We start from the raw sequence: 25929 nt of genomic DNA, 5'->3' as shown, positions 1-25929 counted from the left end.
TAAAGTAACCCGCAATAGATTAACCCCAAAAAAACGTGTAATTCAAACATTACAGGCAAAACAAAAGAGCATTAGCCTAGATAAGCAGGACATCATACTCATTAAAAAGAGCATTGAAGGTATTCATGAACTTTCTAAACTGGCTATTTTAATCGAAAAAAACAAGCTGTTTAAAAACTTTTTAACTACTACAGTTTCTTTAGAACCTTTTATTACTCCTCTGATAGCATCATTAACACAACTTGTAGCTACTCCAGAAGATTCATCTCTTTTTGAGCAGCTATTTACTGTTGTTATTAACAGTTCTAAAGAAATTATTAAAAAGTATATTTTGTATGCACGTCAGCACATTGATAGCCTAAAGCCTCAATTAGCTACCACTGCATCAAATGCTCAAATACAAGCGCTCCAAGAACAAAAAGAGCTTCTTGAATCTCAAATTGCTTATTTAGAAAATAAACAGGCTCTCTTATTTACAGCACCAGTCTTAGAAGAAGAAAAAAGTATAGAGCTTACACTTAAACAGTTAGAACAAGAAAGTGTCTTAATGACTTTTTGCTACGATACTTTGGCTGCTAAAGCAATTGATCATGCAAAAGCACTAGAGCTTATTACTACACAAGATACTGCTTTACAACAGCAACAAGCTGATTGTCAGCTAAAACTTGCTTCAAACAGCTCTGCTGAAGAAAAGCTTACCGCCTTAGCCACTGCTTATTACTTGAACTCAAAAAATGCAGAGCTCTATAATCAGAATGCTTTTCAGAAGCAGCAATTAGTAGGATTATTGGAAAAAACTATACATACCTGTAATGAGTATGCTCGTGCTAATGCTGCATTAACTGAAAATCACAAACTATCTCTAAACAATTTAAAAGTAGTGCAAGCTCATAAAGCTCAAGTAGAGAACCACAAACAAGAGATAGTTACTCAGTTAGCAGTTAAAGCAAGTCAATCAGCTCAGCTTGTAAAGCAACACCAAGAAGCTGTTGCGTTACAAGCACCCATTACACAAGAAGAGAATGTAAAACATAATCGTGGACATTATGCTCAACTATTTAATACCTATTTCCATTGTATTAATGAAGGAGTTAAAAGTATTTTGCAGGGCACTCTACAAGAAATCTATCTACCGATAGGGTCATCAGATTTGATAGATACTTTAGTTAAAGAACTTTTAGCAAGTAAAAAGTGTTATCACGAAGATAGAGCTATTTTAAATAAAGCTTTAACTATAGCACAATTAAAGGAACCGATTAGCCCTTATTTTTATGAGTTACTACAAAAGTACTTAATAGAAACAACTGCCAATACTGGCAATGCCAGTGGCTTTAGTTGGGAACTTGCAGTAGCTGCTTGGCTGTACACAGGATTAAGCAGGACTCCTCTAAGACAACAGCTTGAAGGCCTCAGCATACACTTGTATAATCCGCTGGATCCTACGGTCAAATCACAAGAATTTGACGCATGTTGTCCTACAGTGCTCTTTGAATGTAAAAATGTAAATTGGCAGAAGCATGCTTTAACACCGGATAAAGTGCAACAGCTTAAAGCACAAAAAGCAATTGCCGATAGCTTAGGTAAAAAATATTTAGTTATCTCTAAGCAACATGCTTCTACGCAACTACATACTACCTTACAAACTGCGCAGATTGACTATATTAGTCCTGATAAAAAAACATGGCCCAATCTCGCTAGTACGAGTGGCAAAAGTGGAGTTGGTCTAAAAATAGCTGTTGAGTCTTTATATAATCAAGATAATCAAGCACCTGTTCAAAACAACTATTATAAACAAGAGCAACCAAGCTAATTTAAATTTATCCAAATTAAGAATATACTTAAACTAAAATAGTTTAGGTATATTCTTAAAAACAGATACACACTTATGGCAAAAATAGTACTATATTACAAATATATTGATATACAAAATCCTGAAGATATCGTTTCGTGGCAACGAGACTTATGCACGACTCTTAATCTTAAAGGCCGCGTTCTCGTTGCTCATGAGGGTATTAATGGTACTCTTGGCGGCAGCACCCAGAGCATGGAGCTTTACAAAAAAGCAATGCATGCTCATACACTCTTTAACGATATAGATTTTAAAGAAAGTCCCGGCAGCGCTGACCACTTTCCTCGCTTAAAAGTTCAAGTTAAAAAAGAGATAGTACGCTTAGGTATAGATCCAGCTCTTCTGAGCGCTAAAGATGCAGGCGAATACTTAACTCCGCAACAAGTGCATGAACTTATAAATAGCAACCCAGAAAACTTAGTTTTACTCGATACACGCAATGATTATGAATCGCGTGTAGGCACTTTTAAAGATGCTCTTGTACCTAATACAAAAACATTTAGAGAGTTTCCTGCCTTTGTTGACAGTAACGCAGAAGCACTTAAAGACAAACAAATAGTTATGTTTTGTACCGGTGGCGTACGATGTGAACGCGCTTCTGCTTATGTAAAACTTAAACAAGTAGCTCAGAAGGTATATCACATACAAGGTGGTATACATAATTATGTAACTCAGTACCCTAACGGACACTTTAAAGGTAAAAATTATGTCTTTGATGGCCGTATTGCAAATCAAGTAACAAACGATGTGCTTGCTCACTGCGATCATTGCCAGGTGCAATTTGACGAGTATACCAATTGCATTAATGCTGAATGTAACAGACAAATTATTGTATGTCCTAACTGTATTACCAGTTACCATAACACCTGCAGTACTCGATGCTTAGAGCTCGTACAATCAGGTAGTGTTAATATTCGCACCCTACCGCATAAAATTACTCTAGAATCTTTTTCAACCCTTTAATTAATTTGAATAGAAACACTACTATGGCATTAGAAAAAAGTTTACCGCGCTCGTTTAATACGTATATGCGCCCAGGGCTTATTGAAGAATATGTTCCTTTGGCTGATAAAAACTGGTTTAAAACCGGAGGGTCTGCACGTTTTTATTGCGCACCTACAACGCCTCTTGAATTTCAGCAAGCATTAGCATTTGCAGATACTCAATCACTTAAAATTTGTATGCTTGGCGAAGGCGCCAATGTTCTGATAAGCGATGAAGGGTTTGATGGTCTTGTTTTAAGACCAGCTATGCAAGAGCTACGCGAAAAACCAGTTGATGGCAACCATTGCCTGGTATATGCAGGCGCTGGCGTATCGTTTCAAAAACTTATTGACTGGTGCTTAAGCAATAATTTAGTGGGTCTTGAAGAGTTTAGTGGTATTCCAGGCACTGTAGGTGGTTCAGTATTTATTAATATTCATTATTTTGAACATTTGTTAAGTGAGTTTTTAGTTGAAGGCCAAGTAATACACAAAACAACCGGTGAGCTCTTAACAGTACCTCATGCATGGTTTAATTTTGGTTATAATTACTCAACGCTTCATGAAAACAACTATTATTTAGTTTCTGCTACCTTCAAGTTAAAAAAAGTTGATACAGTTCAAGCAGCATATGCACGTGGTCGCAGCGATGAAACTATACGTCATCGTCATAAAAGATACCCTACAATTAATACTTGTGGCAGCTTTTTTAGAAACTTTCATGAAAACGAAGTAACTCTTATAAGCGGTGGAAAAAAACTTATTTATGTAGCCTATTATCTTGATAAAATTGGTGTTAAAGGTGAACTGTCTGTGGGCAATGCCGGCGTATCCTATCAGCATGCTAACATGATTGTCCATACTGGCACAACTACTACACAAGACATTGTAACACTTGCACGTACCATGCAAGAGCTTGTGCTACAGAAATTTGGCATACTACCACAACCTGAGTGTCGTTTGATTGGTTTTAAAAATTACCCATTATTACAGCTCTAGAGCTTTTCAGTTTGACAAAACAACTAAGAGAAACTACGATTATACAAGACATAATCAAAACTCATCTATTTCTTATAGAAAAATACTCATGGGGACTCTTAGTATGATTTCTTTTACTTTTCATCGATTAACGGTATTGAGCACTCTCGTTTGCAGCTTACTTCTTAGCGTAGGATGCGCTCGTTATAGAGCAACTTCATTGCCTAAGCTCATGTCTGATTGCTCTCCAGCAGCAAGACCTTCAGAACAACAACCTATTACATTTATGTATAAAGCTCTTACACCACGTGAATGCAAATTGTATCTTGATCGCGATGTGATTAAAGCCGGTTATCAACCGTTACATATTACTATAGTTAATAATTCGCCACGTTATTTATATTTCTCACAGCAAGCTATTAGTTTACCTTGTGCTACAGCAAGCGAAGTAGCACAAAAAGTGCATACGTCAACCGTAACAAGAGCTCTTGCTTATGGCCTTCCAGCACTTATAGTACCACCACTAGCTATACCTGCTATCGTTGACAGCGCTAAATCTGCAGAAGCTAATCGTCAACTTGACTCTGATTTTGCTTTAAAAACAGTAGATGATTGTATTATTAAGCCTTACAGCTCACTCAATGGGTTAATTTTTATACCCTGCAACGCATTTAGAAACAACTTTATTATTACCCTGGTAGATCAAGCAACAGGTGAAAAACTAGATTTTGCTTCTTAAGTTTAAATATATTGAACTACCAAAAAAGGGGTGCTTATGAAAGCACCCCTTTTTATAAACAATTTCTTAGTTACTAAGTCTAGCGCCCTAGCGCTTTAATTAAATTACGTCAGGAGTTGTATAGGTATAGCAATGATGAGCAATAATACTAGCTATATTGGTATTAAATGGGGTGCCTCCGCGACTAAGTAGTTTAGTTAACATTAATCTTAAATTTTTCCCAGCGTTTTCTAATAGTTTTACTAAGTCTGGCATGTTTTGTTTTTTAGCTAAATCAATTGCACTATATCCTAACTTATTAACCTTAAAAGGATCCGCTCCATAAAACAAGAGCATTTTGATACTATCCTTACTCACTTCAGGTTTAGTCTTAGCAGCTTCTAGTGCATACATTAAAGGGGTTAATCCGTCATTAGTACTACTACTATTAGGATTTGCTTCATGTTTAAGAAAAAGTTCAACCATGGAACTATACCCATTTTTTGCAGCTAAAGCTAAAGGAGTCATATCATAACAAGAGTTTATGCTTGTAGAGCGGTGATCAACTTTTGCTCCATGCTGTAGAAGTAGCAAAGCTCCCTCTGGATTAGGAGTTGAACATGTCTTATGTAAAGGAGTATAATCAAAAATCAAATGCACAATATTAGGATTTGCATCACGTTTTAATAATAATTCTAGTAAATCGTTAAGTTCACACTTACTGGCACATTCTAACAACGGCTGATCATGACAGCTATCTAATTTAGCATTCAGATCCACATGCATATCCTTAAGTTTTTCTTCTATTTTATTTCTCAGCTTTTGTGATTGTTCAGCTAACCTTGCTCCTTGATCAATTACTATTAACGTATCTGAAACTAACGGTAACAGCATTTCTTCATACATTGCAACACAGCCACTAGAAGTTAAAGCTAGAGCTAACAACAAACCACTTTTCATATCAATCTCCTGATAACATATAAATTATTTAAATCTTACCTTGTAAGTTTGCATATACATAAAACAAAGTAAAATTGAATTTATCTAAACCCTTCGTTGCTTAACCTTATGTATGATTGCTCCCCAAAGGTAGAGCCTTCAGAACAACAAACTAATAATTCGCTACGTTATTTATATTTCTCACAGCAAACTATCAGTTTACCGTGGGCTACAGCATTTGACTAATTCCTATGATCAAAAGTACATAAATCTGGCACCTTTGATCATAAGTCAGGTGAATGTAGCCCTTTGGCATTTGATTGATCATTTCTTAGTTTTCGACGCTCACTTGGATCATTCTACGCTTACTTGGCCTTTTTTGCTTGAGCAAAAGCTTGATCCACTAACTTGTTAAGTTGTTCAATAGCATCAAGCACATAGTTAGATGTATGTTTGTCGTTTTGTGTAAGTAACTGTTCAATAACCGCTACTCGATCGGTCATAAGCTGAGCAACACAGTTTTCATGTTCATCTGAGCATGTTTCTGGAACACCAGGTACAAGCTCTTGTAAAGCAAACTCTATAAGAGCTTGATGAGCTACTTGTTGTTGCATGTCTTTATAGTCTCTACACATATCAGGGCATGTAAGTATTTCTTTACATGGCCGTACATGAGTAATAGTATGCCGTATACGTTTAGCTAATTTACGGTAACTAGTACAAAAATCTGAACTTTCTGGTGTTTTACTTGCTTGAGATAAATACTTGAAAGCTTGTCTTACAGCAAACCTGGTTTCTGCATCAGGTACTATCATAAGTAACTTATTAAGCTCATAACGCAACTCTGTATTTTGTGCTAGTTCTGCAGGCCAAGCTAAATCTTTATATAATTCTGCATCATATGAAAGCAGTTTAAAAACACCTTGAGAGGTATAAAAAGCTCGATAGATAGCCCTTTGCCACTGAGTATCTTGTTGAGTATCAGTAAATGATGCTGTTAAGCTTATACCACTAAACAGTGTAAGGCCGCTATCAATCCAACGATAGAACACTTTATCAACTTCTTTATCTAGAGGAAATTCAATAGAGAGTAGTTGCATGAGTTGCTTTTTTATTTTGTAACGTAATGCGAGGTTAAGAATAAAATTTTTCAACTGAGCGTTATCATGCAGTAAAGCTATTTTTTCAGTTTCAAGTAGCTTTTCGTATAAACTATCAAAAGCACAGACAATGGGTACACCATAGCTATCAAACACGTCAGCATAACAATCACTATACAGTTGGCGAAGGGCATTAATTGAGCGCTGTACACCATGCATACTTCTTAAATCGTGTGTATATTTTTCGATTACCTGTAGCGCTTGTTTAAATTTAAATTGCTTGCAATAACTCACTACTGTATCAATAGCTTTTGCGTACAGTACATTTTTAGCATCTACCTGTTTAATTTTATGTGTATAACTGCTCAGCCACTCTTGTTTAATCTCTAAAAGAGAAGCTAACTGTTCTTCATAAAGAGCATCTAGTATGCGGTTATGTTCAGCTAACTCTAATGACCTATTTTCTGTTACACTTATTAACTCTTTAATAGTTAGATATTTGCATGGCGACCATGAAATAGACTGCACTTGATAACTATACGTCGTATCTCTAGAAATTATCGCTAATAGTAGAGTAAAACCCGTTGTTTTAATACTGTAGTTATTCATGTATTTTTTCCATACCTGTATGTTTTTCTACCATAAATTTTTGTCCGTCCCATGACACAGTAAGTAACGTAGTTTTAACCGCAAATGCTTGTTTAAGCTCTGTAAATAAACTATAAAAAGCTCTTTTTGAGACAGCAAAGTGTTTACCGCTAAAGGGGTAGATTAACAGCTTATCTTCTTTTTTTTGAACATGCGATTCATTCGATCCATACGTGGCTGCAGTATCATCAAACAAAAACTGTTCAAAATCTTGAGTCCAATTAGACCAAACAACTTCATCAAATAACTGAGCTAAAGGAAACAACTTATTATCACTATAATCTTCTGGTACAAGTCGGTATATATTTTGAGCTTTTATATACTCAATACATATGCTATACACGTAGCACCTGAGGAAAGAAAGTCTTAATGATTCCCTTATTGTCTAAAAATAGTCTGTAGGCCTGTTGAGAGGTGTCATGTATAATCAACCAAACACCATTTGATTCTCTTCTGAAAAGCTTGGTTGTTTCAGCACACTTAAAAAAAACATCTATAATCTTTTTGGCATCCCAACTAGAGGGAAATTGGGATTTAGTATCAACCACTAACTGGCTAGTTTTACTTGCTACACTTATTAAAGCGCTATAACATTTGTTCTCTGGATCAGTTCCAGTTATTATTTTTTTAATAGCAAACTGTTGAAGTTGAACTGCATGACCACCTGCAAGCTTAGTATCACCTAGTATACTAGTTGGTTTAAATATATGTTCTAGGTTAATACTTTTTATTTTTATACCAATATCTTGAGCAATCTTATCGAGAACAAGTTTGTTTTCAGTTAATTTACTTATAAAATAGTGTTTATGTTTTTTGCATTCTTCTTTAAATTTAGTAGCTAATGCACCAGCAACAATTGATGTAGCTCCACTAATACCTTTAGGATCTTCTTTTTTGTTTTTGCTTTTGTTGCTAACATGCTGCTGCTTTGTTATTTCTTTTAATTGTTCTTGCAAAAAAAACAACGGAGAAGGCAAAAGCTCATCGAAGTAGTTACTGCTCTTAGAAGTTTTTTTACTTGTATGATTAACGCTTTCACTACCTAATTTAATGGTTAAAAGACCTAATGCTGTTGCAACTCGTGTAATAGCAAAACTTAAAGCTTCACTGCGCTCTAATACTAAAGGCACTACTCTTTCAAGGAGCATCGACATAGGAAGCAACGGTAACACAGCAAAGCTAACTATAAGACAAATAAGTTTCCATTTACGAAACAAGTGTACCATATCCTAGCAAGCCCTCGTTAAAAGTTTACCACTGAGAAATACCCATTAAACCCATAATTAAATTGGCTACTCCTAACAGAGTAAATACTAATCTTCTACAGCACTGTGCGGTTTGCTTTTTAGGCACTATTTTTTTAGTGTCTTGAGGTTCTTTAGAATAAATTACTACTTGTTTATCAACAGCTTTATTTTTATATTCTTCCACTGATACTTGATGAGTAGTAACCCCGCCAGTTGCTTTGAATATAGCAGCAGAAAAAGAAAAGTTAAGTAGTAGAGTACTTAAAAAAATTATGTGCTTAACTAACAACATGCTTAGCCTCCTGAAGAATTACAGTACTATTTTTAGCGCCCTTAAAAATCAAAAATCCTGATAATGCTAACTGTGCTACACTTAGCCCTTTTTTTGCCCAGTGCACACAAGTATCAAACGATGATAATGTATCTTTTTTTAAAGTACTCTGGTGATCGGCTTTAAATTTAATAAAAGTCTGTCTAAAATGAACTGCTTTTAAGGTGTCTACAGGAATTCCATTAACATTGTCTATATAATTAACAATATCTCGGTTGCTAAAGCCCTCCATTTCTTCTACTATCTCACACACAACAAAAGGGCACAATGGTATGTTCTTTTCTTTTAGACAATGCCGAAAAACATGATATCGTTGCGTGAAATCTGGCAGTCCGACAGCTATTTTTGTACCTAACCTACTTGCAACAGCTGGATCAATATTCTGTATTCTATTTGTTGCGCCAATAAACAGAATCGATCTCTCTTTACTTTTATTGCATTTTTCTATTTCAATGAGCAGTGTATCAAAAGCAGTATTAACTTCGTCGCTTCTTTGCTTTCTATCGCCGTCATGGCATAAAGTATCTATTTCATCGCAAAAAATCACCGCTGGTTTACCTAAACTACGAGCAGCAATAAAAGTGTCTTCGATAGTTTTTGACCCTGTACCTAAATAATTATTATAAAGTCTTTGGAGCGGTATAGAAAAAAAGGCACAACCAGATTCTCCAGCTATAACTTGAGCTAAAGTGGTTTTACCTGTTCCTGGCGGACCATACAGCAAGATACTGGTGTTAATAGTTCTTATTCTCTCAGTTGAGCTTTTAACTTTCGCTGGTACATGTAAAGACTTGATATAGTTGATAACTCTCTGAATGTCTTCTGGCACCTGGCCGCCTATGTTAGCCAATGTAGGCAGTTCAACTTCAGACAGACTAGGAGCATCTGTAGAAAGCGCAAATAGCCATTGACAGAATAAACAAAGTAAAAATAGATAATTACGCAGTGCCATCATATCCTTTGGTTATACAATATATGGTGTAAATTCTTGCACTATAGAGTATAGAAAGCATAAGAAGCCAAAGTAAACTATTTTTATAGTTAAACAAAAAAGAAGAGCATGCGAGCTTTACACGAAACTTGCATGCTCTTCTAGAAAAAAATTATAAGAAGTAGCCGCTGCCTACCACAAGCAGTTGTGGACTACCAAAAGCTGTTGGTTTTTCTATACTTTTTACGTATACGCGACGACGTGCATTACGTACAACATATTCCAGCCAGCCACCACCGTTAACACCTGTTGCAATAATATCAGCAACTATGGGTTTACCAGCTTCATCGGGAGTTTTTAAAAAATTACGCCAAATCTGACCCATATGAGTACCATTTACTAAACGAGTACCTTTAGCATCATAGACAAATATTTGAAGATCACCACGATAGAACTCTGAATCTTTATTACTAAATATACCAAATGCTTGCTCTTTGCTGTTATGTATATCACGTAAATAGTCGATAGCCTTATCAACTAAAGCTCGTACTGATTGTGCCTTAGAATCAGGATGATATGTTGCTCCTATAACAAATTTACCATCTGGAACATCAATACGTTCAACATACGCTAGTTCATGAGTATTTTGAGCCATAAGCGATACAAGAGCTTTGCCATCTTTGCGTGCCCGTTCAATTATTTCTTGTACATATAGTTTACCCTCTTGATCAGTATGCTTGATAAGGTTTTGTCCTACAAAGCCAGGATTCCCACCATTTGCAAGACATTTACCCTCAAAATTATACACAAAAATAGTTAAGCCACCTCTTATAAAATTACCCGCTTGGCTGGAAAAATCTTGAAAAGCAGCACGCGCTCCAACAGCCTTTAAATGAGTTATAGCTCTATTTACAAACGTTTTAGTGGTAGCTAAATTGATGTTTGGGTAATAACCAGCGGAAATAAGATAGGGCTTTTTTGTTTTAGGATCAACGACACGTTCAACATACGCACGCTTATAATCATTAAGCCACGTATAATCAACCCAGCCGCTCCCTTTTCTGGTACGTGCTGTAGTTATTAATGCTTTTGTTATAGCTTTACCCCGAGAATCAACTTGATCAATTAAGTTTTGTCCTACAAGTGCTGCGTTATTGCCATGAGCAACACAAATACCTTTAAAGTCGTAAGCAAACATATAAATGTCACCTTTAACAAAAGGGCCAGTGGGATTATTAATTAAAGCAAAAGTAGCCTCTTTGCCATTTTGGTTAAAATAAGCTACTGCCATTTTAACTAATTCTTCTGTACTGTATTCGTCACTTTCAGGATAAAAACCAGATCCTATAACGTAATCAATGCCGTTTTTGTTTACTACTTTTAGGTAGCTTGATTTAAAGGCATTATCCCACAAGTAACTTAATCTGCCACCTTTGCGACCAACAGATAACATATCTTTTATAAGGGGGCGCTTGCCACCTATACCTTTAGTACCTGCTATACTTTTCCAAATAAGCTCTGAGTCATCACCATGTGCAAGGCAGACGCCGGTGCTATCAAAAACAAAAACAAACAGTTCACCCTTACGCCATTTAGAATCATAAATAAAATCTTTACATGCTGTGTCTAGTAATACAGCATTAAAGTGCTTTGCAGCGTTAACTACGAGCGTTTTAACTTCTTTTGCTTTACGTTGAATTTCTGCTTGTTCTTGTTGCGCATTTGTACGCAAGCTCGCTGTCGCTACTCGCTCTACTTGACCTTGCATAAAAGAACAGAAGGGCAGCAGCACACCTAGGATTATCACTCTACGTATGTTCATTGACCAATCTCCTAACGTTATAAAAATATACTTACTTTCAAGTTTAAGAAACCTCTGCTAGTAAGGGCAATAGTTTCTTTGTCTTGTATTTTCATCATAAATAAGTAGACTACAAATAGGTATCTTTTTAGCATTAAGGAACAAGTATGATCATAAGTATTAACAGACAAAACTTTCAGCAAGAAATTCAAGAAGCAAAAAAACCTGTAGTAATTGATGTGTACGCTATTTGGTGTGGTCCCTGCCGCGTTATGATGCCTCTTTTTGAAGAGCTTGCAGAAGAGCTAGGTGCTTCGTATGTTTTTGCAAAATTAAACGTTGATGAAGTACGTGAAGTAGCTATTCATTATGGTGTAACTTCAGTACCAACTTTTATATTTGTAAAAAATGGCGCAGTAGTAGGTAAAGAGATTGGTAGCATGGATAAAGAAGGTCTTCGCGAAAAAATAGAAGATTTACTTGGCTAAAAAAAAGAGCAGGATCTGCCTGCTCTTACTACTTGTTTTACTCTAAAGTTTAATCTAGTTTTTTATCTTGTAAATCATAACCTAACTCTTTAAGCTTATCTCTTAGCGAGTCGGCTAAAGCCCAATTTTTTGCTTCTCGTGCGTTTTGCCGTTCTCTAATAAGCTGCTGCATTTCAGCTGTTATTACTACTTCTTTTTCGCCTAATGGCTCTAAAGTTAAGCCTAATACTTCTACAAGTATAGTTTTAATTACTGTCGCTTCAATTACATTAGCTGGCTCAGCAATATTTTTAAGATTATCAAATATAATACCAAAAAATTTAGCTATATTAAGATCATCGCATACAGCTTGCATAAGTTTTTCAGGCAGCCCTACAAGTAAGAGTTTTTCTAAATCTTGACCTGTATATACGGGGATAGTATGAAAAATTTTAGCTAAACGATTATAGCTTTTAGCACTACCTTCAATATCTTCAACTGAGAAGTCTAGCGGATTACGGTAATGGTTGTTTAAAAAGTAATAGCGCAGTACCATAGGATTAAAACGTGTATAAATATCACGCAACGTAATAAAGTTGCCTAAAGATTTAGACATCTTTTCTTTATTTATTTGCACAAAAGCATTATGCATCCAATAGCGAGCAAATTGCGTATGATTCAGCCCTTCTGATTGAGCTAGTTCGTTTTCGTGATGAGGAAAGATAAGATCCATACCGCCAGCATGAATATCAAGCGTAGCTCCTAAATAAGCTTGAGCCATGGCAGAACATTCAATATGCCAGCCTGGCCTACCTGCGCCCCAAGGACTTTGCCACGTTGGCCCTGTAGCGGCATCGGCTTTTTTCCATAAAGCAAAATCAAGCGGATTATGTTTTTCTTCGCGTATTTGCACACGAGCGCCTGCTTGAAGATCTGCTAGATTACGCTTTGACAGTTTTCCATAAGCGGGAAAACTTGAGATACTATAATACACCCCGTCAGAAGTTGCATAGGCTACTTCTTGCTCTATGAGCCCAGAGATAAAATCAATTATATGCTGAATGTGATCAGTTACTCGCGGTTCAACAGTGGGAGCTGTACAATTAAGAGCTTGCATATCTTGGTGATAGGCATTTATAAATTTTTCCGCAATCATGGTATACTGAAATGCGTCGTTATATTCCCGCTCTGCTCGAGAGATTAATTTATCGTCAATATCGGTAAAATTACGACAATAGGTTACTTGGTAACCTATAAATGAAAGTAAGCGATACAGTACATCAAATGTTACATAGCAACGCCCATGACCGATATGTGCGTAATCATAAGGAGTAATACCACAAACATACAGTGATACTTGAGGTGAATTTTGAGGAACAAACAGTTCTTGTTTGCCTGTAAGAGTGTTAGTAAGGGTAAGTGGATAGTAAATCGGCGTTTTTTTCATAATTCATCCTAGTCAATTTTGCTAAAAATAGTATCATTATTTCACCATAGAGATAAGGTTAAATAATGCTGAAGAATCCTGGAGCACAACATGTTACATACACGAGCGATTCTTAAAAATACGCTTAAAACGTTTTATAGTATAGCTTTTTTAATAAGTTTATACGATTGTCTTTCTATTACCTGCTTACATGCAGAAGATTCTACCCCTGTAGAAGCAGCTCTACCAAGCGCGCACATAGATAGTACTCCTGCTACTCAAGAGCAAGACGAAGAAGATCTTGATGATCCTGATGATGAACAAGAACAACAGAAAATAATTAAAAATATTTTTATCGAAGGTACTTCTGCCGTTTTGGAAAACGCAGTACGTATTAAAATACCGTATAAAATAGGTGAACGCTTTACTGCAGGTAAAACTGCACAACTTATAAAGAATGTAGCAAGTTTAGGTTATTTTACTGCTATAGATGTGCAAGCGCAAGATATCTCTGCTACTGAGATAAATCTGTATATTATAGTCAAAGAAGACAAACAAAAACTTTCTGAAGTTAAATATGAAGGCTCCAAAGTTTTAAAAACTGATGAAATAGAAAAACAGCTTAAAGTATCAGCTCTTAAAACTATTACCCAAGAAGAAGCTGAAGTATACGGTGAAAAAATTAAACGTATGTTGGCTGAAAAAAGCTATCATAACGCAACAGTTGTTACAGAACTACAACCTGCTGAAAATAATACCGTTACTGCGTTATATACTATAACCGAAGGACCAAAAGCTGCTATTAAGCAGATATGTTTTGAAGGCAATAGATCCTTTCCTACAAAAAAATTAAAAAGCCTATTGCTTACTCAAGAAGATTGGTTGCTCAGCTTTTTAAATAAAGCAGGTACCTATATACCTGATATGGTTGAGCAAGACAAACAAGTACTTGAGCATTTTTACCAAAGTAACGGTTTTTTAACTGCCCGCGTAGCTGACGTGCGCACTATAACCGATCCGGTTACTCAGTTTATTACCATAACTTTTGTAATAGAAGAGGGAGACTTATATACACTCAAATGTATCGCTGCTCCTGGAAACGATATGCTTACAGAAAATCAATTACTTTCTATCGTTCCCTTGCGTCCGGGCCAATTATATTCACGTGAGCTTATACGTCAAGCATTAGAAAACCTACGTGTAGCATGGGGCCAATTTGGTTATATTTACGCTGACGTTAGCCCCGCTATACAGCCTAACTTTGAAGATAAAACAGTTGATGTTACGTTCTACAGTGACCTGGGTTCACAGATGTACGCCAATAGAATTAACATTATAGGCAACTCTAAAACGCGCGACTATGTTATTCGTAGAAATATAGCCGTTAATGAAGGGGAACTAATAACCACAGAGCAACTTGATTTTTCAAAAGCACAAGTGGAATCATTAGGCTTTTTTGATCCACGTGACGGCGTTAACTGGAAGATAACGAAAGTAGACGAAAACTCGGTAGATTTAGATCTTATGCTTAAAGAAGTTAAAACAGGAAAACTGTTTGGCCAGATAGGATACGGCGGCGGCGCTGATCCAAAATCTCCTACTACGTCATTACGCGTCGGAGCTGGTATTGGTGACCGTAACTTTCTTGGTACCGGTATAGTATATAATCTTAACGTAAGTTTTTCGCGTCAAGATCGCAATGCTACCTTTAGCGTGTTTCAACCCTGGATATTTGATCGTCCTTTGGGTATCGGCTTTGATGTACTGCATCGTAATACTATCTACGATGATGTAAAAGCACTCCAAAAACCACCCGTTGAGCAACTAACTGGCGGCAATATACGGCTTACTTTTGCTCCTGAGTCGCTTAGAAGAACAACTTTTAGTTTAGTTGCAGGATTTGACCGCATACGTTTTAACACTACCAGAAACGAAGTGCGTAGCCAAAACATTATGTCGCAGCAACAAGAGGATATTGAAGAGTTTTTATATAATCGCCGCTTTCAGTCAGGAAATCTTAACTCTATTGGTGCTAGTATTATACGGGATCTACGCAATAACCCTATTGCAGCTAATCGAGGCTATATTGTAGATTTCGCTTCTAAAATTGGCATACCCTATAAGAGCGAATTTGGCTTTGCTAAAGCTGATATAGATGCTACCTGGATGACACCGCTTATAGGTGAATATGATCTTACTTTTTTACTCCATGGCCATGCTGGTTACGTAAAACAACTGCAAGGTAAAGTTGTACCCTATCGTGAATTGTATAACGTTGGTGGTCAATCAAGTGTACGCGGATTTACCTTTGGTCAAATTAGCCCACAGCTTAACGGCGACTCTATTGGAGGCAGCAAAGCTTTCTGGGTTAACGCAGAGCTTATTTTTCCTATTACCAAAGATCAAACCGTGCGAGGTGTCCTGTTTTATGACGGTGGTGCAGGATGGGATACTCCTTTAACAGCAACTGCTCGAGCAGCTGACCTGCCTATTGTTAACAATAGATTTAACTACCGCCATGCTATTGGTTTTGGTATCAGACTTACATACCCTGTACCACTTAAAATTGACTGGGGCTTTAAACTTGATCGCAATAAGCGTCGTAATGAAACTGCTTATGAAGTCGATTTTACTATGTCTCAAGAATTTTAATTATAACAACAAAGCGATAAAAAAAGCTCTCAGCCAAAAACTGGGAGCTTTTTTATTGCTTATCAGAGCGTGCTCTTTATATGCTTAAATACATTAAATGCACCGTTAGTAGAGTGAGTAGAGTACTTATGAAAAATATCAATAAAAAACTATTTATCGGCTTTTTTTTAGTTGTACAAGTGTTTTTAATCTTTTTTCATATTCATAAGCAAAGCAGCTTTACAACACTTTCCTATCAAAAGCAAAAATATGAAAAACGTAAAAACGAGCTAATTGATCTTAAACAACAGCTCAAACAAGCTTTATATACTGCTCAAAATCTCTCTTCTATAAAACAGTTTGCACTCAACACATTGCATATGAAAGAGATAAAATTAAGCCAAATTAAAGCGATGCCTACATGATACCTAACCATAAATCACGTCTGACAATGCTCTTTTTTATTTTTGTTGCAGTGTATACGGTGCTTATGATTAATCTCTATAGTATTCAAGTGCGTCAAAACACCTACTTTTCTCACCTAGGTAGTCAGCAATATAAAGTAACTGTCACCAGTATACCGCCGCGCGCAGAAATCTACGATCGTAACGGACAAGCACTTGCTCTTAATAAAGAAAGCTTGGCAGCATTTTTAATTCCGCAACGGCTTGAGCAACCTGAAGCGGTTATACAGTTCTTAAAAAAACACTTTCCTCAAGCAGCTACTCGTTTAGCGCACAGTAAAAAAAGCCACTTTATGTACATTAAACGACGCTTAACAGACGCGCAACAAGAACTTATACAAAAAAGTCAGCTCCCTGACATTAAGCTTCTTAAAGAACCAAGCCGCTTTTATCCTATACCTTCTGTAGGGCCACTCGTTGGTATAACTGATATTGACAACCAAGGCACTTTAGGGATAGAGCAATTGTATAATGCCCAACTAACGGGCAAAGCCTCAACGCATGTGCTTGAAAAAGATGCACGCTCTGGCCATTTTTATTTTAAACGTGAAACTAAAGTACAAGGTATTGAAGGTAAACCCATAACACTTACTCTTGATAGTACTCTGCAGTTTTTAGTGCATGAAGAACTTAAAAACGCTGTAGCTCAACTTGGTTCTCAAGAAGGTGCAGCTCTTGTTATTAACCCTGCAACAGGTGAAATTTTAGCTTTAGCAAATTATCCTGATTTTGACCCTAACAATACAGAACATATAGATATTGGTAAAACTAAAAACAGAGTATCAACCGATGCCTATGAACTCGGCTCAGTTATTAAAGCGTTTTTAGCACTTGCAGCACTCCAAGAAGATGTTGTAACTGCTGACGAGCTTATAGATTGTGAAAATACCAAAGCAACGACACTTGACGGTATAAAATTTTCAACCTGGAAGGCCAATGGACTTATTAGTTTTTCAGAAGTTATCCAGTATTCAAATAATATTGGAGTAGCTAAAGTAGCATTACGCTTAGGACCCAAACTTTATGAGCATTACAAGCGCCTTGGATTTGGCCAAAAAATAGGCATACTACCCGGAGAAAATAACGGATTTATAACACCACCAGAACGCTGGTCGCGTGCTTCTGTTATATCACTTTCGTTTGGTTACGAAATTAGTGCTACTTTATTACAACTTGCCCAAGCTTTTAGTATTATTGCCCAAGATGGGCACCGCATACCAGTACATCTAGTAAAAACAGAGCAATCTAGTGCTGATCCTACCCCTTTATATACGCCTGAAGTTGTGGCTGTACTAAAAAACATACTTCTTAAAACCATTACTCAAGGTACAAAACAAGCCCTAACTGAAGGATATACCATACGAGGAAAAACAGGTACTGCCCGCCTTCTTACCAACGGGAAATATGATCCACATCGCCATATTTTTACTTTTATGGGACTTATAGAAAAGGGCTCCTATAAACGTATAATCATTACGTTTATCAAAGAGACTACTAAAAAAGATGCCTTTGCTTCCTCCACAGCTGTACCACTTTTTGAAAAAATTGCCCATAAGATAATCTTGCACGATAAGACTATATAAAGACAAAATATTAATAAAAATATATTATTTATAATAAAATTATTGCAATTATAAATAATAGTTTAGTATGCTAGAAATATTATATAACTATAAGCTTTCACTTATACTATTTGGTCAGTCTATTCTGACTTTATTATTATTATAAACACACAAGGAGATTTTATGAAAACACTTACATACACAACAATGGCTTTTGTAGCACTTATGACAGTTCAAGCTTTTGCAAATACTTCTGATACATCAGGCATGATGGCTAACAGATATGGCTATAAAGGTGAAAATCCTATGTATAGCTCAGATGTAGCTAGAACTGGTATGAGACGTAATTTAGATACAAGTAGAACAACTGGTATACTTAGACGTGATTTAGATACAAATAAAACAACGGGTATAATCAGACGTGATGTAGATACAAACAGAACAGATGCAGTGCGTGGTCGTCCTGCAGACATGTATGCTACAGATGCTATGGATAACACGGATACTATGACACGATAAGTTATTTATACTATGCCAAGGGAAATCTTTTCCCTTGGCTTTTTTTATATGCTGGGGGTTATATGAAAAAAATACTGTATACACTGCTACGTAGTGTATACTTTTTTATGAGTACCATAATTGTAGCTGTCAATTTTAATAAAACAAAAGAAACCCAATTTCTGTTTAAAAATACTACGCCAGATACCTATATTTTTACTGTAAAGAAAGATAATACTCTACAAAAAATTGCTCTTAAGCCTCAATCAAGCCTTATACTTACTCAAGATAAAGATCATCTTATACAACAGCTCACTATTAATTCAGTTCTAAAATCACCCCAGAAAGCTTATCTTCAAGTAATTGCCGATCAAGACAACAAGCCAACCTACTCTATTCAAGATAAAGCGTACCCTTTTGATCAATTTCAAGTCAACTTCGCTACATCACTTAATGCTACAGGTGACTATTATAAAGATGCTATAAATGGCATAGAAAAAAACTATCCGGGCAACATATCAACGCACTGGTATAAGGCATCGTTGCCTAACGGTGTTACTCCTGCAGCATTTATAGATTTCACACGTGCGCTATACACCAAATACTTCCCTTTAGATTCACCTGAAAAAGCTATAAAGCCCGATAAAGTTACCCGAATACCCAAAAAGTTACACCAGATTTGGATAGGTCCTAAACCAGTACCTGAAGAGTATAAAAAATACCAAGCTGCATGGCGTTCATTACACCCAAACTGGCAGTATAAACTATGGACTAACGCTGATGTGATTAATTTCCCTTGGTCAAATCCGCAAATTAAAGCGGTATTTACTAAAGCAACAAATTATGCAACTAAAGCTGATATTTTACGCATAGAGATTTTAAATGCATTTGGCGGCGTCTATGTAGACCTTGATACTGAGCCGCTAGAGCCCCTTGATAGCCTTACTCATACGTTTGATTTTTTTGGGTTACTCTATGGACCAGATAAAGGCACCTTAGTAGTTGACGTATTTTTTTTAGGTGCAACAGCAGGCCATCCTATTATACAAGAAACTCTTAAAAACATTGTACGCTTTGCAGATAATCCACCAAATTTAAGCCATCTGACTAAAGACAAAAATTTTGCCTCTATAGTTACTCACGCAGTAATGCCTTTAACTCATGCAGTTTGGCAAAAAGCTGATAAAACGGGAAAACGAGACATAATTCTACCGTTAATCTATTTTAGCAACTATACTATTACTCCGTTTTCGTATGGAGTACATTACCCAAAGCGCTCTTGGCTTTACACGTAAAAAAAGGGTGTTTTTAAGGCACCCTTTTAAAATTAAAACTTTAATTTTTATAAAATTATAGCTGGTTCGATTACTACTTCAGCAACCGGTTCAATATATACCGGTTTAGGCTTTTGTTGAGCTTGGTAATATTTTACAGCATAAGCAATAAGCGCTGCTGAAACAGCTGCACCAGCAACTACGTATACTGTTTTTCTATCTTGTCTCTTTAAAAAAGCTGTAGGTCTTTTTAGCAAGCCTTCTGCAACAATAGCAACGCGGCTTTTAGCATTTAACGGCTTCTTTGCATCGTCTTTATCAACTGCTTGAACAACAACTGAGCTCATTACTAGTGCTGCTAAAGCAAAAGCTTTTTTATTTAAAATAGTCATAGGATACCCCTGTAAAAAAATTATAACACATACTGTTTTAAATATTACTTCATAAGCAATACGTATTGAGTTTACAGGCAGTAGTAGGTTAGTGTCAAATAGTTTTAAGGCAAATAAATTAGTACAAGAGTAAAATAATGTAAAAGATTTTTAACTTACTCGTATATCTAAACCATTAACATTAGTTACATCTATAACGCTTCCCGGACAATGGTAATGAACTTTAGGATGCCACATCGCTTGTGTAATTTGAGGAGCTTGAGCAACTATCTCTTTTACACACTTGGAACCCGCATCTACAAAACGATACGATCCGGGATGTATATTAACCTCAGAAAGATACGTTTCAGGCCCAAGAGGAAGAGCCACTTTTAACCGTACGTTAATAAGTACATTTGTGCTGTTAGTTATTGTCCATTTATGAGCTAAAGCATGAGAAATAGTAAAACAGGCAACAAGTAAAAGTATTTTCTTCATAGCATTTCCCTTATTAAGTATTATTACTAAAAAGAGAAGGCTAGGCCTTCTCTTTTTAGTAATAATTTAACTATAGATCATATATTTTACTGTACAACAATCTCTAGTGCCCCACTTCCTGGAATAAGTTGTGGTTGGCTGGTATTTGCAGTACCACCAGCAGTTACAACAGTTACACCACCGCTAGTAGGTGAGGTATATTGTTTTCCAATATGGTTTATACGTACGTTACGACTTGCGCATACCATGCTAAAATTCTTTTGTTGTGAGAAACCTGCTACTGGACCACTATTACCATTAGCAATTACTCCTACAGCACAGTAACAAAGACCTAAATCAACAGATTTCGTTTCGCGAGGTTGTATGGTAACACCTTTCTTGTCGTCATCTGCTCTCAAGGTACCTTTACGTAATATAATAACATTTACTTCACCATCAGTAGTATTAGTAATATTCCATTTATAGCATCCTGCATAGACTGATCCCAATGCAAAAGTTACTAGAGCTAGTAAAACTAATTTTGCGTTTTTCATAAGTTTTTCCTTTAATTTTTAAAAATAAATACATATACCTTTATATTTATTATTTCATATTTGAATTAATAAAGTCAATAATTACTATTTTAGTTTTCTCGCATGGTTCATTTATTGGTTAAAATAATGAATATATCAATTAAATATTATATTTTAATTTAATCAAATCAATGTAAATTAATAACATTATGCCACTGCGTATTGCAAGCATTAATCTTAAAAGGTAACGCAAGTCACCACACTCTTCCAAATGCCAAATAGAATAGTTTTACAGTAAGTACTTTTTAGAATTTATTATACCTGTTACTAGGTAATATTAAGTTTAAAATCAGTTTTGTCCTTATTGAAAGTTATATTTACAGTGCCGTCAGGACACTGAAACAGAACTGCCGGGCTCCACTGTGGACATATACTTGTTATTGGAGGATTTCCACACACATTAACCTCTGTTACACATTTTGTTCCTGTATCGATTGTAGCTGTTGAGTTAGGACTAACGGTAACCCAAGAGTCCTGGGGCTTAGTAAATACGGATATACCTGGATACTTTGCTTTTATATTTACATCTACTGTCTTATCGGTTTTGTTATTTATTGTCCACTTATAAGCTAAGGTATTAGATATGCAAAAGCAAACCATGAGTATTATTAATTTTTTCATAAATATCCTTTGTATTATTTTTATTTTGGCTTTACCGTTGTTATTTCAGTACCGTCGTCGTCCGCTCCGATTGCAAAGAATGCCTTATCGTTCCCCATTCCATCAACTTGTAAATTTTTAGCGGTCTGATTGATAGTTACAGTATGATTACCACATCTATAGTTAAGGCGGTAAGGAATCATAGAACCAGGACTAAACTCAGTTATATATACTCGTTCAACATACATTTTATTTACTGAGCCTGTTAGACCCTCTGCGGCAACACCTTCACCACAGTAGCCTGCAGGACCTCCACCTAAGTCAATCACAGCTTGCTTCTTAGAAAGTATCTTAACTGCTTTAGCTTTATCATCTGCTCTACGAGTACCTTTTCGAATTACATAGGCTGATATTTCTCCATCAGTATTATTCTTTATAGTCCAAGCGTAGGGTAAAGTATAATTAGTTACACAAGTAATTATGGCTATTAAGGCCAGTGTTAATTTTTTCATAGTTTTCCTTTAATAATTAAAATAATTATAATAGTTATTATTTTATCCTTGTTTGTCTTCTCGTGCAACATATAACTCTTATAACTTTTTGCATTTAGCACGACATAAGATTTGCTAGCATTCATCCTGAGCTTAAAAAACCCGAATTTTTGCAAACGTATAATAGATTAAACAATGGTCATCTTACTTTTTTGTTTTTATTTCTACCTTGTCGTCCATCCCATAAACTCGTAATTGGTTAGTGGCACGATCCAGAGCTACCGTTACAGTACGATTACCACATTTATAGTTAACACTTGTTGGAAAAGGCACAATCACAACAGGATCCACTACAAAGTCATATACATATACTTCTTCAACATACATTTTAGCTACAGAGCCTGTTAGACCCTCCGCTGCAACACCTTTACCACAATAGCCTGCTGGACCCCCACCTAAGTCAATTACAGCTTGCTTCTTGGAGAGTATCTTAACTGCTTTAGCTTTATCATCTGCTCTACGAGTACCTTTTCGAATTACATAGACTGATATTTCTCCATCAGTATCATTCTTGATAGTCCAAGCGTAGGGTAAAGTATAGTTAGTTACGCAAGTAATTAGGGCTAGTACAGCCAGTGTTAATTTTTTCATAGTTTTCCTATTATATTTAAAGTTAAATAATTATATTTTATTATTACATATTTGAATTAATAAAGTCAATAATATTGACAAGTATTGATTTATTATATTATTTAAACTATAATTATATTATAAGATTAAAATTATACAATTATTAAAATAATGCAGGTAACAGGTAAATAATGAATAGAATTATCAAGGCATGATATAGCTAGTGAATTAGGATGCAAGCGCAACTTAACTGCAACAGTAACTTGTTTCATTATATTTTTTGTATACTCTGTTTAAGATTATCAGCTCAGTTTTTTGATCAGGCCTTTAGACTTAATAATATGCTAAAGTAATAAAAACTGATTGTAAAGTCGATGTAGCCACATCTAAAATATTTGCTGCTTCTCTAATTATTGCCAACCTAATTATATTAATAATATATAAGTAAGTTTAAATAAGTTTAAACATGCAGTTAACCAACCCTTTAATTCATAATTCGACTAAAAGTAGAAGTTTATTGATTTTTTAAGATACTCCTTTTTATAGTAACGTTAAGTAGAATAACTTTACCTTAAGGGGAATTTCATGAAGCTTACTAGCAGATCTTATGTTTTATGTATAGTAGCTGTTATTTTATCTACCTACACCATACAGGCATTAAAACTAGACAGAGTAATACTAGCTACTAATAATAATCCCTTATACATAGAATTTTGGCCTTACGTAGCCAAAGCATGGACACAACTTATAGGCATTAAACCTACACTTGCCCTTATAGCTGACGAAGACGTCAAAATTGATGAAAGCCTAGGAGACGTTATTCGTTTTAAGCCACTGCCAGGTGTACCTGATGGCCTTTACGCACAAGTAATACGACTCCTATTACCAGCTTATTTTCCAAACGACGGTTGCATTATCTCTGATATTGACCAACTACCCTTACAACGCAGCTACTTTGTCAATACAATTGCTTCAGTACCCGATAACCAGTTTATCGTGTATAACAACTGGTGTTACGGCAAAACTACACCACGCTACCCAATGTGCTATGTAGCAGCCAAAGGACAGGTCTTTAAAAAGCTGTTTGATATACAAACAGTTGAAGATATACCAACAATTGTAGAACGCTGGGCCAGCATGGGCTTAGGATTTGATACCGATGAAACAATACTCTATCATACGTTAGTCAATTGGAAATTTTATAAAACAGAATGCACTAAGCTTAATGACACACTCGGTCTTCTTGATAAACGCAGAATACTCGATAATAGAAAAGCTAGTTCAGCGCCACTGCACTATAAGCCTCACTTGGTGCGTAAAAACTTTTACGTAGATGCATTTTTACCGCGGCCCTACAGTAAATATAAAACCGAACTTGATAATCTTGCTTACCTAGCAGGAATCCGTTAAATTAGCGTATCCTAAAAACTTTTATAACCAATCATAAGTTGTAGTAAGCTTAAAACCAGTTCCTGTAGCAGCAGGCTCTACAACTATAGTTGGTCCCCCACATTGATAAGGAACGTTATCTTCTGGTTTCCATACTGCAGAGTGAGATAATGAGCCTTGTATATCAACTTCAACTCCACAGCGGGCTCCAGTACTAATTTGTCCAACTGAATTAGGTTTAATAGAAGCACCGTAAGCTGATGGTTTTGACTCAAGTACAGGCAACTTTGCTTGCACAGTGACAACTAAACTTTCCTTTGTTTTATTATTTATAGTCCATGTATAAGCTTTAATATTAGATATCCCAACACAGACTATTAATAAAATTAATTTTTTCATGATTTTCCTCTTTATTATTGCCGCCTTAAGAATTAATTATATTAGTAATTATTGCATAATCATAGCAAAAAAGTAAACAGAAATCTATTTTATCGAGCACGTATATTAGGCAATAACAAAGCCTAGTTAAACGCTTTTTTGTATAAATTTATTGACAAATTGGAAATTAATATATAAAATTAATAATAAAAATCTTAATTAATAAGGAAGCATTATATGAAAAACTATATTTTTATAGTTACTACTTTAGTCCTATTCTCATCATCTCTACATGCAATGAACCCTTCGCAACAACTAATTAATCAAACGAGATCTAATAATATAGTAGCAGTTAAAGAAGCCTTAAATAAGGGATTTGATGTTAATGAAAATATCCCCTATAGCGGAGGCAATTCTACCACCTTGCTTCATCAAGCGGATACACCCGAAATGGCACAATTATTAATTGATAAGGGAGCAAAAATTAACGCTAGAGCATATAATGGCATGACACCTCTTCTAGCAAAAATTCTTTCAGCCCAAGAAAATCAATTAGGTATTATTGAGACTTTATTAGAAAATGGAGCATCGTTAACCGAAGAAAACGCTAATCAAACTCCTTTGCAAGCAGCACAACAGGTACTTAAAGATGGAAAAGAGTTTAATAACGAAGAGACAATAGAGGGAGCAAAAGTCTTAATTGAAATCTTTGAAAATTATCCTACTTTAATACAACAAGGAAAAACTAATCCTAAAGAAGCTTTAAAACAAGCAGTAAAACTTGGTTTAGTACATCTTACACAAAAAATTTTACAAACAGAGCCAACAAGCAATCAAGAGCTGCAAGAGTTAGCCAAAATTGCCAACGAACAATATACCAAGATTAAAGATAACGCTTATAAAAAAATTGTTACATTATTACAAGAAAAAGGTCGCTCTCTTAAATTCCAGCTTGGCCTCACTGGTCCAGAATTAGGCATCTCTAAAACTGGTGCTTTAGGCTATACAGGTTTACCTAAAGATGTAATAAGTTTTATTGGAAAATAGTAGAATATACTTATTTTTATGATTTTACAGATAAAAGGCCCGATCTCTCGGGCCTTTTATACTTTTTAACTGCCAGAAGATACTCTTAGTACAAGCCTAGCATACC

Annotated in this window: 27 protein-coding genes; 12 read left to right on the top strand and 15 right to left on the bottom strand. The window is 35.6% G+C overall.

Annotated elements, in window-relative coordinates; genetic code table 11:
• The 4 genes from H0X48_04070 to H0X48_04055 form a co-directional block, all read left to right on the top strand.
• A partial coding sequence (locus H0X48_04070; GenBank protein MBA3954468.1) for a hypothetical protein occupies positions 1–1810 on the top strand: 1810 nt, incomplete at its 5' end.
• 75 nt (positions 1811–1885) lie between these two features.
• Entirely contained in the window at positions 1886–2812 is a 927-nt protein-coding gene (locus H0X48_04065; GenBank protein MBA3954467.1) for a rhodanese-related sulfurtransferase, read from the top strand.
• A 23-nt stretch (positions 2813–2835) separates the two neighbouring features.
• Positions 2836–3831, top strand: a complete 996-nt coding sequence (gene murB / locus H0X48_04060; protein ID MBA3954466.1) for a UDP-N-acetylmuramate dehydrogenase — start codon at positions 2836–2838, stop codon at positions 3829–3831.
• 103 nt (positions 3832–3934) lie between these two features.
• Positions 3935–4549 (top strand): hypothetical protein, encoded by a 615-nt coding sequence (locus H0X48_04055; GenBank protein MBA3954465.1) that lies wholly within the window; start codon positions 3935–3937, stop codon positions 4547–4549.
• A gap of 99 nt (positions 4550–4648) precedes the next feature.
• Here H0X48_04055 and H0X48_04050 read toward each other — a convergent pair whose 3' ends face one another.
• From H0X48_04050 to H0X48_04020, 7 genes are all read right to left on the bottom strand, one after another.
• Entirely contained in the window at positions 4649–5488 is an 840-nt protein-coding gene (locus H0X48_04050) for an ankyrin repeat domain-containing protein (GenBank protein ID MBA3954464.1), read from the bottom strand.
• Between the two features lie 344 nt (positions 5489–5832).
• Entirely contained in the window at positions 5833–7176 is a 1344-nt protein-coding gene (locus tag H0X48_04045; GenBank protein MBA3954463.1) for a hypothetical protein, read from the bottom strand.
• A complete protein-coding gene (locus H0X48_04040; GenBank protein ID MBA3954462.1) occupies positions 7169–7558 on the bottom strand; it encodes a hypothetical protein in 390 nt (129 codons plus the stop codon). The genes H0X48_04045 and H0X48_04040 overlap by 8 nt, the downstream gene beginning before the upstream one ends.
• On the bottom strand, positions 7551–8441 hold the full coding sequence (locus H0X48_04035) for an EndoU domain-containing protein (GenBank protein MBA3954461.1): 891 nt from the start codon (positions 8439–8441) through the stop codon (positions 7551–7553). The genes H0X48_04040 and H0X48_04035 overlap by 8 nt, the downstream gene beginning before the upstream one ends.
• 25 nt (positions 8442–8466) lie before the next feature.
• Complete coding sequence (locus H0X48_04030) at positions 8467–8754, bottom strand: hypothetical protein (GenBank protein ID MBA3954460.1); 288 nt, start codon at positions 8752–8754, stop codon at positions 8467–8469.
• Positions 8741–9748, bottom strand: a complete 1008-nt coding sequence (locus H0X48_04025) for an ATP-binding protein (GenBank protein MBA3954459.1) — start codon at positions 9746–9748, stop codon at positions 8741–8743. Before H0X48_04025 ends, H0X48_04030 begins: the two co-directional genes overlap by 14 nt.
• Before the next feature lie 148 nt (positions 9749–9896).
• Positions 9897–11546, bottom strand: a complete 1650-nt coding sequence (locus H0X48_04020) for a cache domain-containing protein (protein MBA3954458.1) — start codon at positions 11544–11546, stop codon at positions 9897–9899.
• A 146-nt stretch (positions 11547–11692) separates the two neighbouring features.
• Between H0X48_04020 and trxA the strand changes: the two genes are divergently transcribed.
• Positions 11693–12013, top strand: coding sequence for a thioredoxin (gene trxA / locus H0X48_04015; protein MBA3954457.1), 321 nt, complete (start codon positions 11693–11695; stop codon positions 12011–12013).
• 49 nt (positions 12014–12062) lie between these two features.
• On the opposite strand, the gene H0X48_04010 is transcribed toward trxA, so the two are convergent.
• Complete coding sequence (locus H0X48_04010; GenBank protein MBA3954456.1) at positions 12063–13439, bottom strand: cysteine--tRNA ligase; 1377 nt, start codon at positions 13437–13439, stop codon at positions 12063–12065.
• Between the two features lie 90 nt (positions 13440–13529).
• Between H0X48_04010 and bamA the strand changes: the two genes are divergently transcribed.
• From bamA to H0X48_03985, 5 genes are all read left to right on the top strand, one after another.
• Positions 13530–16070, top strand: coding sequence for an outer membrane protein assembly factor BamA (gene bamA / locus H0X48_04005; protein ID MBA3954455.1), 2541 nt, complete (start codon positions 13530–13532; stop codon positions 16068–16070).
• 128 nt (positions 16071–16198) lie between these two features.
• Positions 16199–16474, top strand: coding sequence for a hypothetical protein (locus H0X48_04000; GenBank protein MBA3954454.1), 276 nt, complete (start codon positions 16199–16201; stop codon positions 16472–16474).
• Positions 16471–18096 carry a penicillin-binding protein 2 gene (locus H0X48_03995; protein MBA3954453.1) on the top strand — a complete coding sequence of 542 codons (1626 nt, stop codon included), beginning with the start codon at positions 16471–16473 and terminating at the stop codon, positions 18094–18096. The genes H0X48_04000 and H0X48_03995 overlap by 4 nt, the downstream gene beginning before the upstream one ends.
• Positions 18097–18258: 162 nt before the next feature.
• Entirely contained in the window at positions 18259–18594 is a 336-nt protein-coding gene (locus H0X48_03990; GenBank protein ID MBA3954452.1) for a hypothetical protein, read from the top strand.
• Positions 18595–18656: 62 nt separating this feature from the next.
• A complete protein-coding gene (locus H0X48_03985; GenBank protein ID MBA3954451.1) occupies positions 18657–19868 on the top strand; it encodes a hypothetical protein in 1212 nt (403 codons plus the stop codon).
• A 47-nt stretch (positions 19869–19915) separates the two neighbouring features.
• Here the strand turns inward: H0X48_03985 and H0X48_03980 are convergent, their stop codons facing one another.
• The 6 genes from H0X48_03980 to H0X48_03955 form a co-directional block, all read right to left on the bottom strand.
• The gene (locus H0X48_03980; GenBank protein ID MBA3954450.1) at positions 19916–20239 is read right to left on the bottom strand and encodes a hypothetical protein; all 324 of its coding nucleotides are present in this window, start codon (positions 20237–20239) and stop codon (positions 19916–19918) included.
• A gap of 150 nt (positions 20240–20389) precedes the next feature.
• A complete protein-coding gene (locus tag H0X48_03975; protein MBA3954449.1) occupies positions 20390–20716 on the bottom strand; it encodes a hypothetical protein in 327 nt (108 codons plus the stop codon).
• 86 nt (positions 20717–20802) lie between these two features.
• Positions 20803–21249, bottom strand: coding sequence for a hypothetical protein (locus H0X48_03970; protein ID MBA3954448.1), 447 nt, complete (start codon positions 21247–21249; stop codon positions 20803–20805).
• Between the two features lie 306 nt (positions 21250–21555).
• Positions 21556–21909, bottom strand: a complete 354-nt coding sequence (locus H0X48_03965) for a hypothetical protein (GenBank protein MBA3954447.1) — start codon at positions 21907–21909, stop codon at positions 21556–21558.
• Positions 21910–21929: 20 nt separating this feature from the next.
• Positions 21930–22400: a hypothetical protein gene (locus H0X48_03960; protein ID MBA3954446.1), complete on the bottom strand. Its 471-nt coding sequence runs from the start codon at positions 22398–22400 to the stop codon at positions 21930–21932.
• 183 nt (positions 22401–22583) lie between these two features.
• A complete protein-coding gene (locus H0X48_03955; protein MBA3954445.1) occupies positions 22584–23030 on the bottom strand; it encodes a hypothetical protein in 447 nt (148 codons plus the stop codon).
• A gap of 564 nt (positions 23031–23594) precedes the next feature.
• Here H0X48_03955 and H0X48_03950 point away from each other — a divergent pair.
• The gene (locus tag H0X48_03950) at positions 23595–24419 is read left to right on the top strand and encodes a hypothetical protein (GenBank protein MBA3954444.1); all 825 of its coding nucleotides are present in this window, start codon (positions 23595–23597) and stop codon (positions 24417–24419) included.
• Positions 24420–24440: 21 nt separating this feature from the next.
• Here the strand turns inward: H0X48_03950 and H0X48_03945 are convergent, their stop codons facing one another.
• Complete coding sequence (locus tag H0X48_03945; protein ID MBA3954443.1) at positions 24441–24797, bottom strand: hypothetical protein; 357 nt, start codon at positions 24795–24797, stop codon at positions 24441–24443.
• A 216-nt stretch (positions 24798–25013) separates the two neighbouring features.
• Between H0X48_03945 and H0X48_03940 the strand changes: the two genes are divergently transcribed.
• Positions 25014–25823 carry a hypothetical protein gene (locus H0X48_03940; protein ID MBA3954442.1) on the top strand — a complete coding sequence of 270 codons (810 nt, stop codon included), beginning with the start codon at positions 25014–25016 and terminating at the stop codon, positions 25821–25823.
• Positions 25824–25929: the final 106 nt, after the last annotated feature.

The organism is Candidatus Dependentiae bacterium, from assembly GCA_013821315.1.
Classification (GTDB): Bacteria; Babelota; Babeliae; order Babelales; family Babelaceae; genus JACDHA01.
The sequence above is the reverse complement of the archived record's forward strand: the minus strand, read 5'-3'. Positions and strand labels throughout refer to the sequence as shown.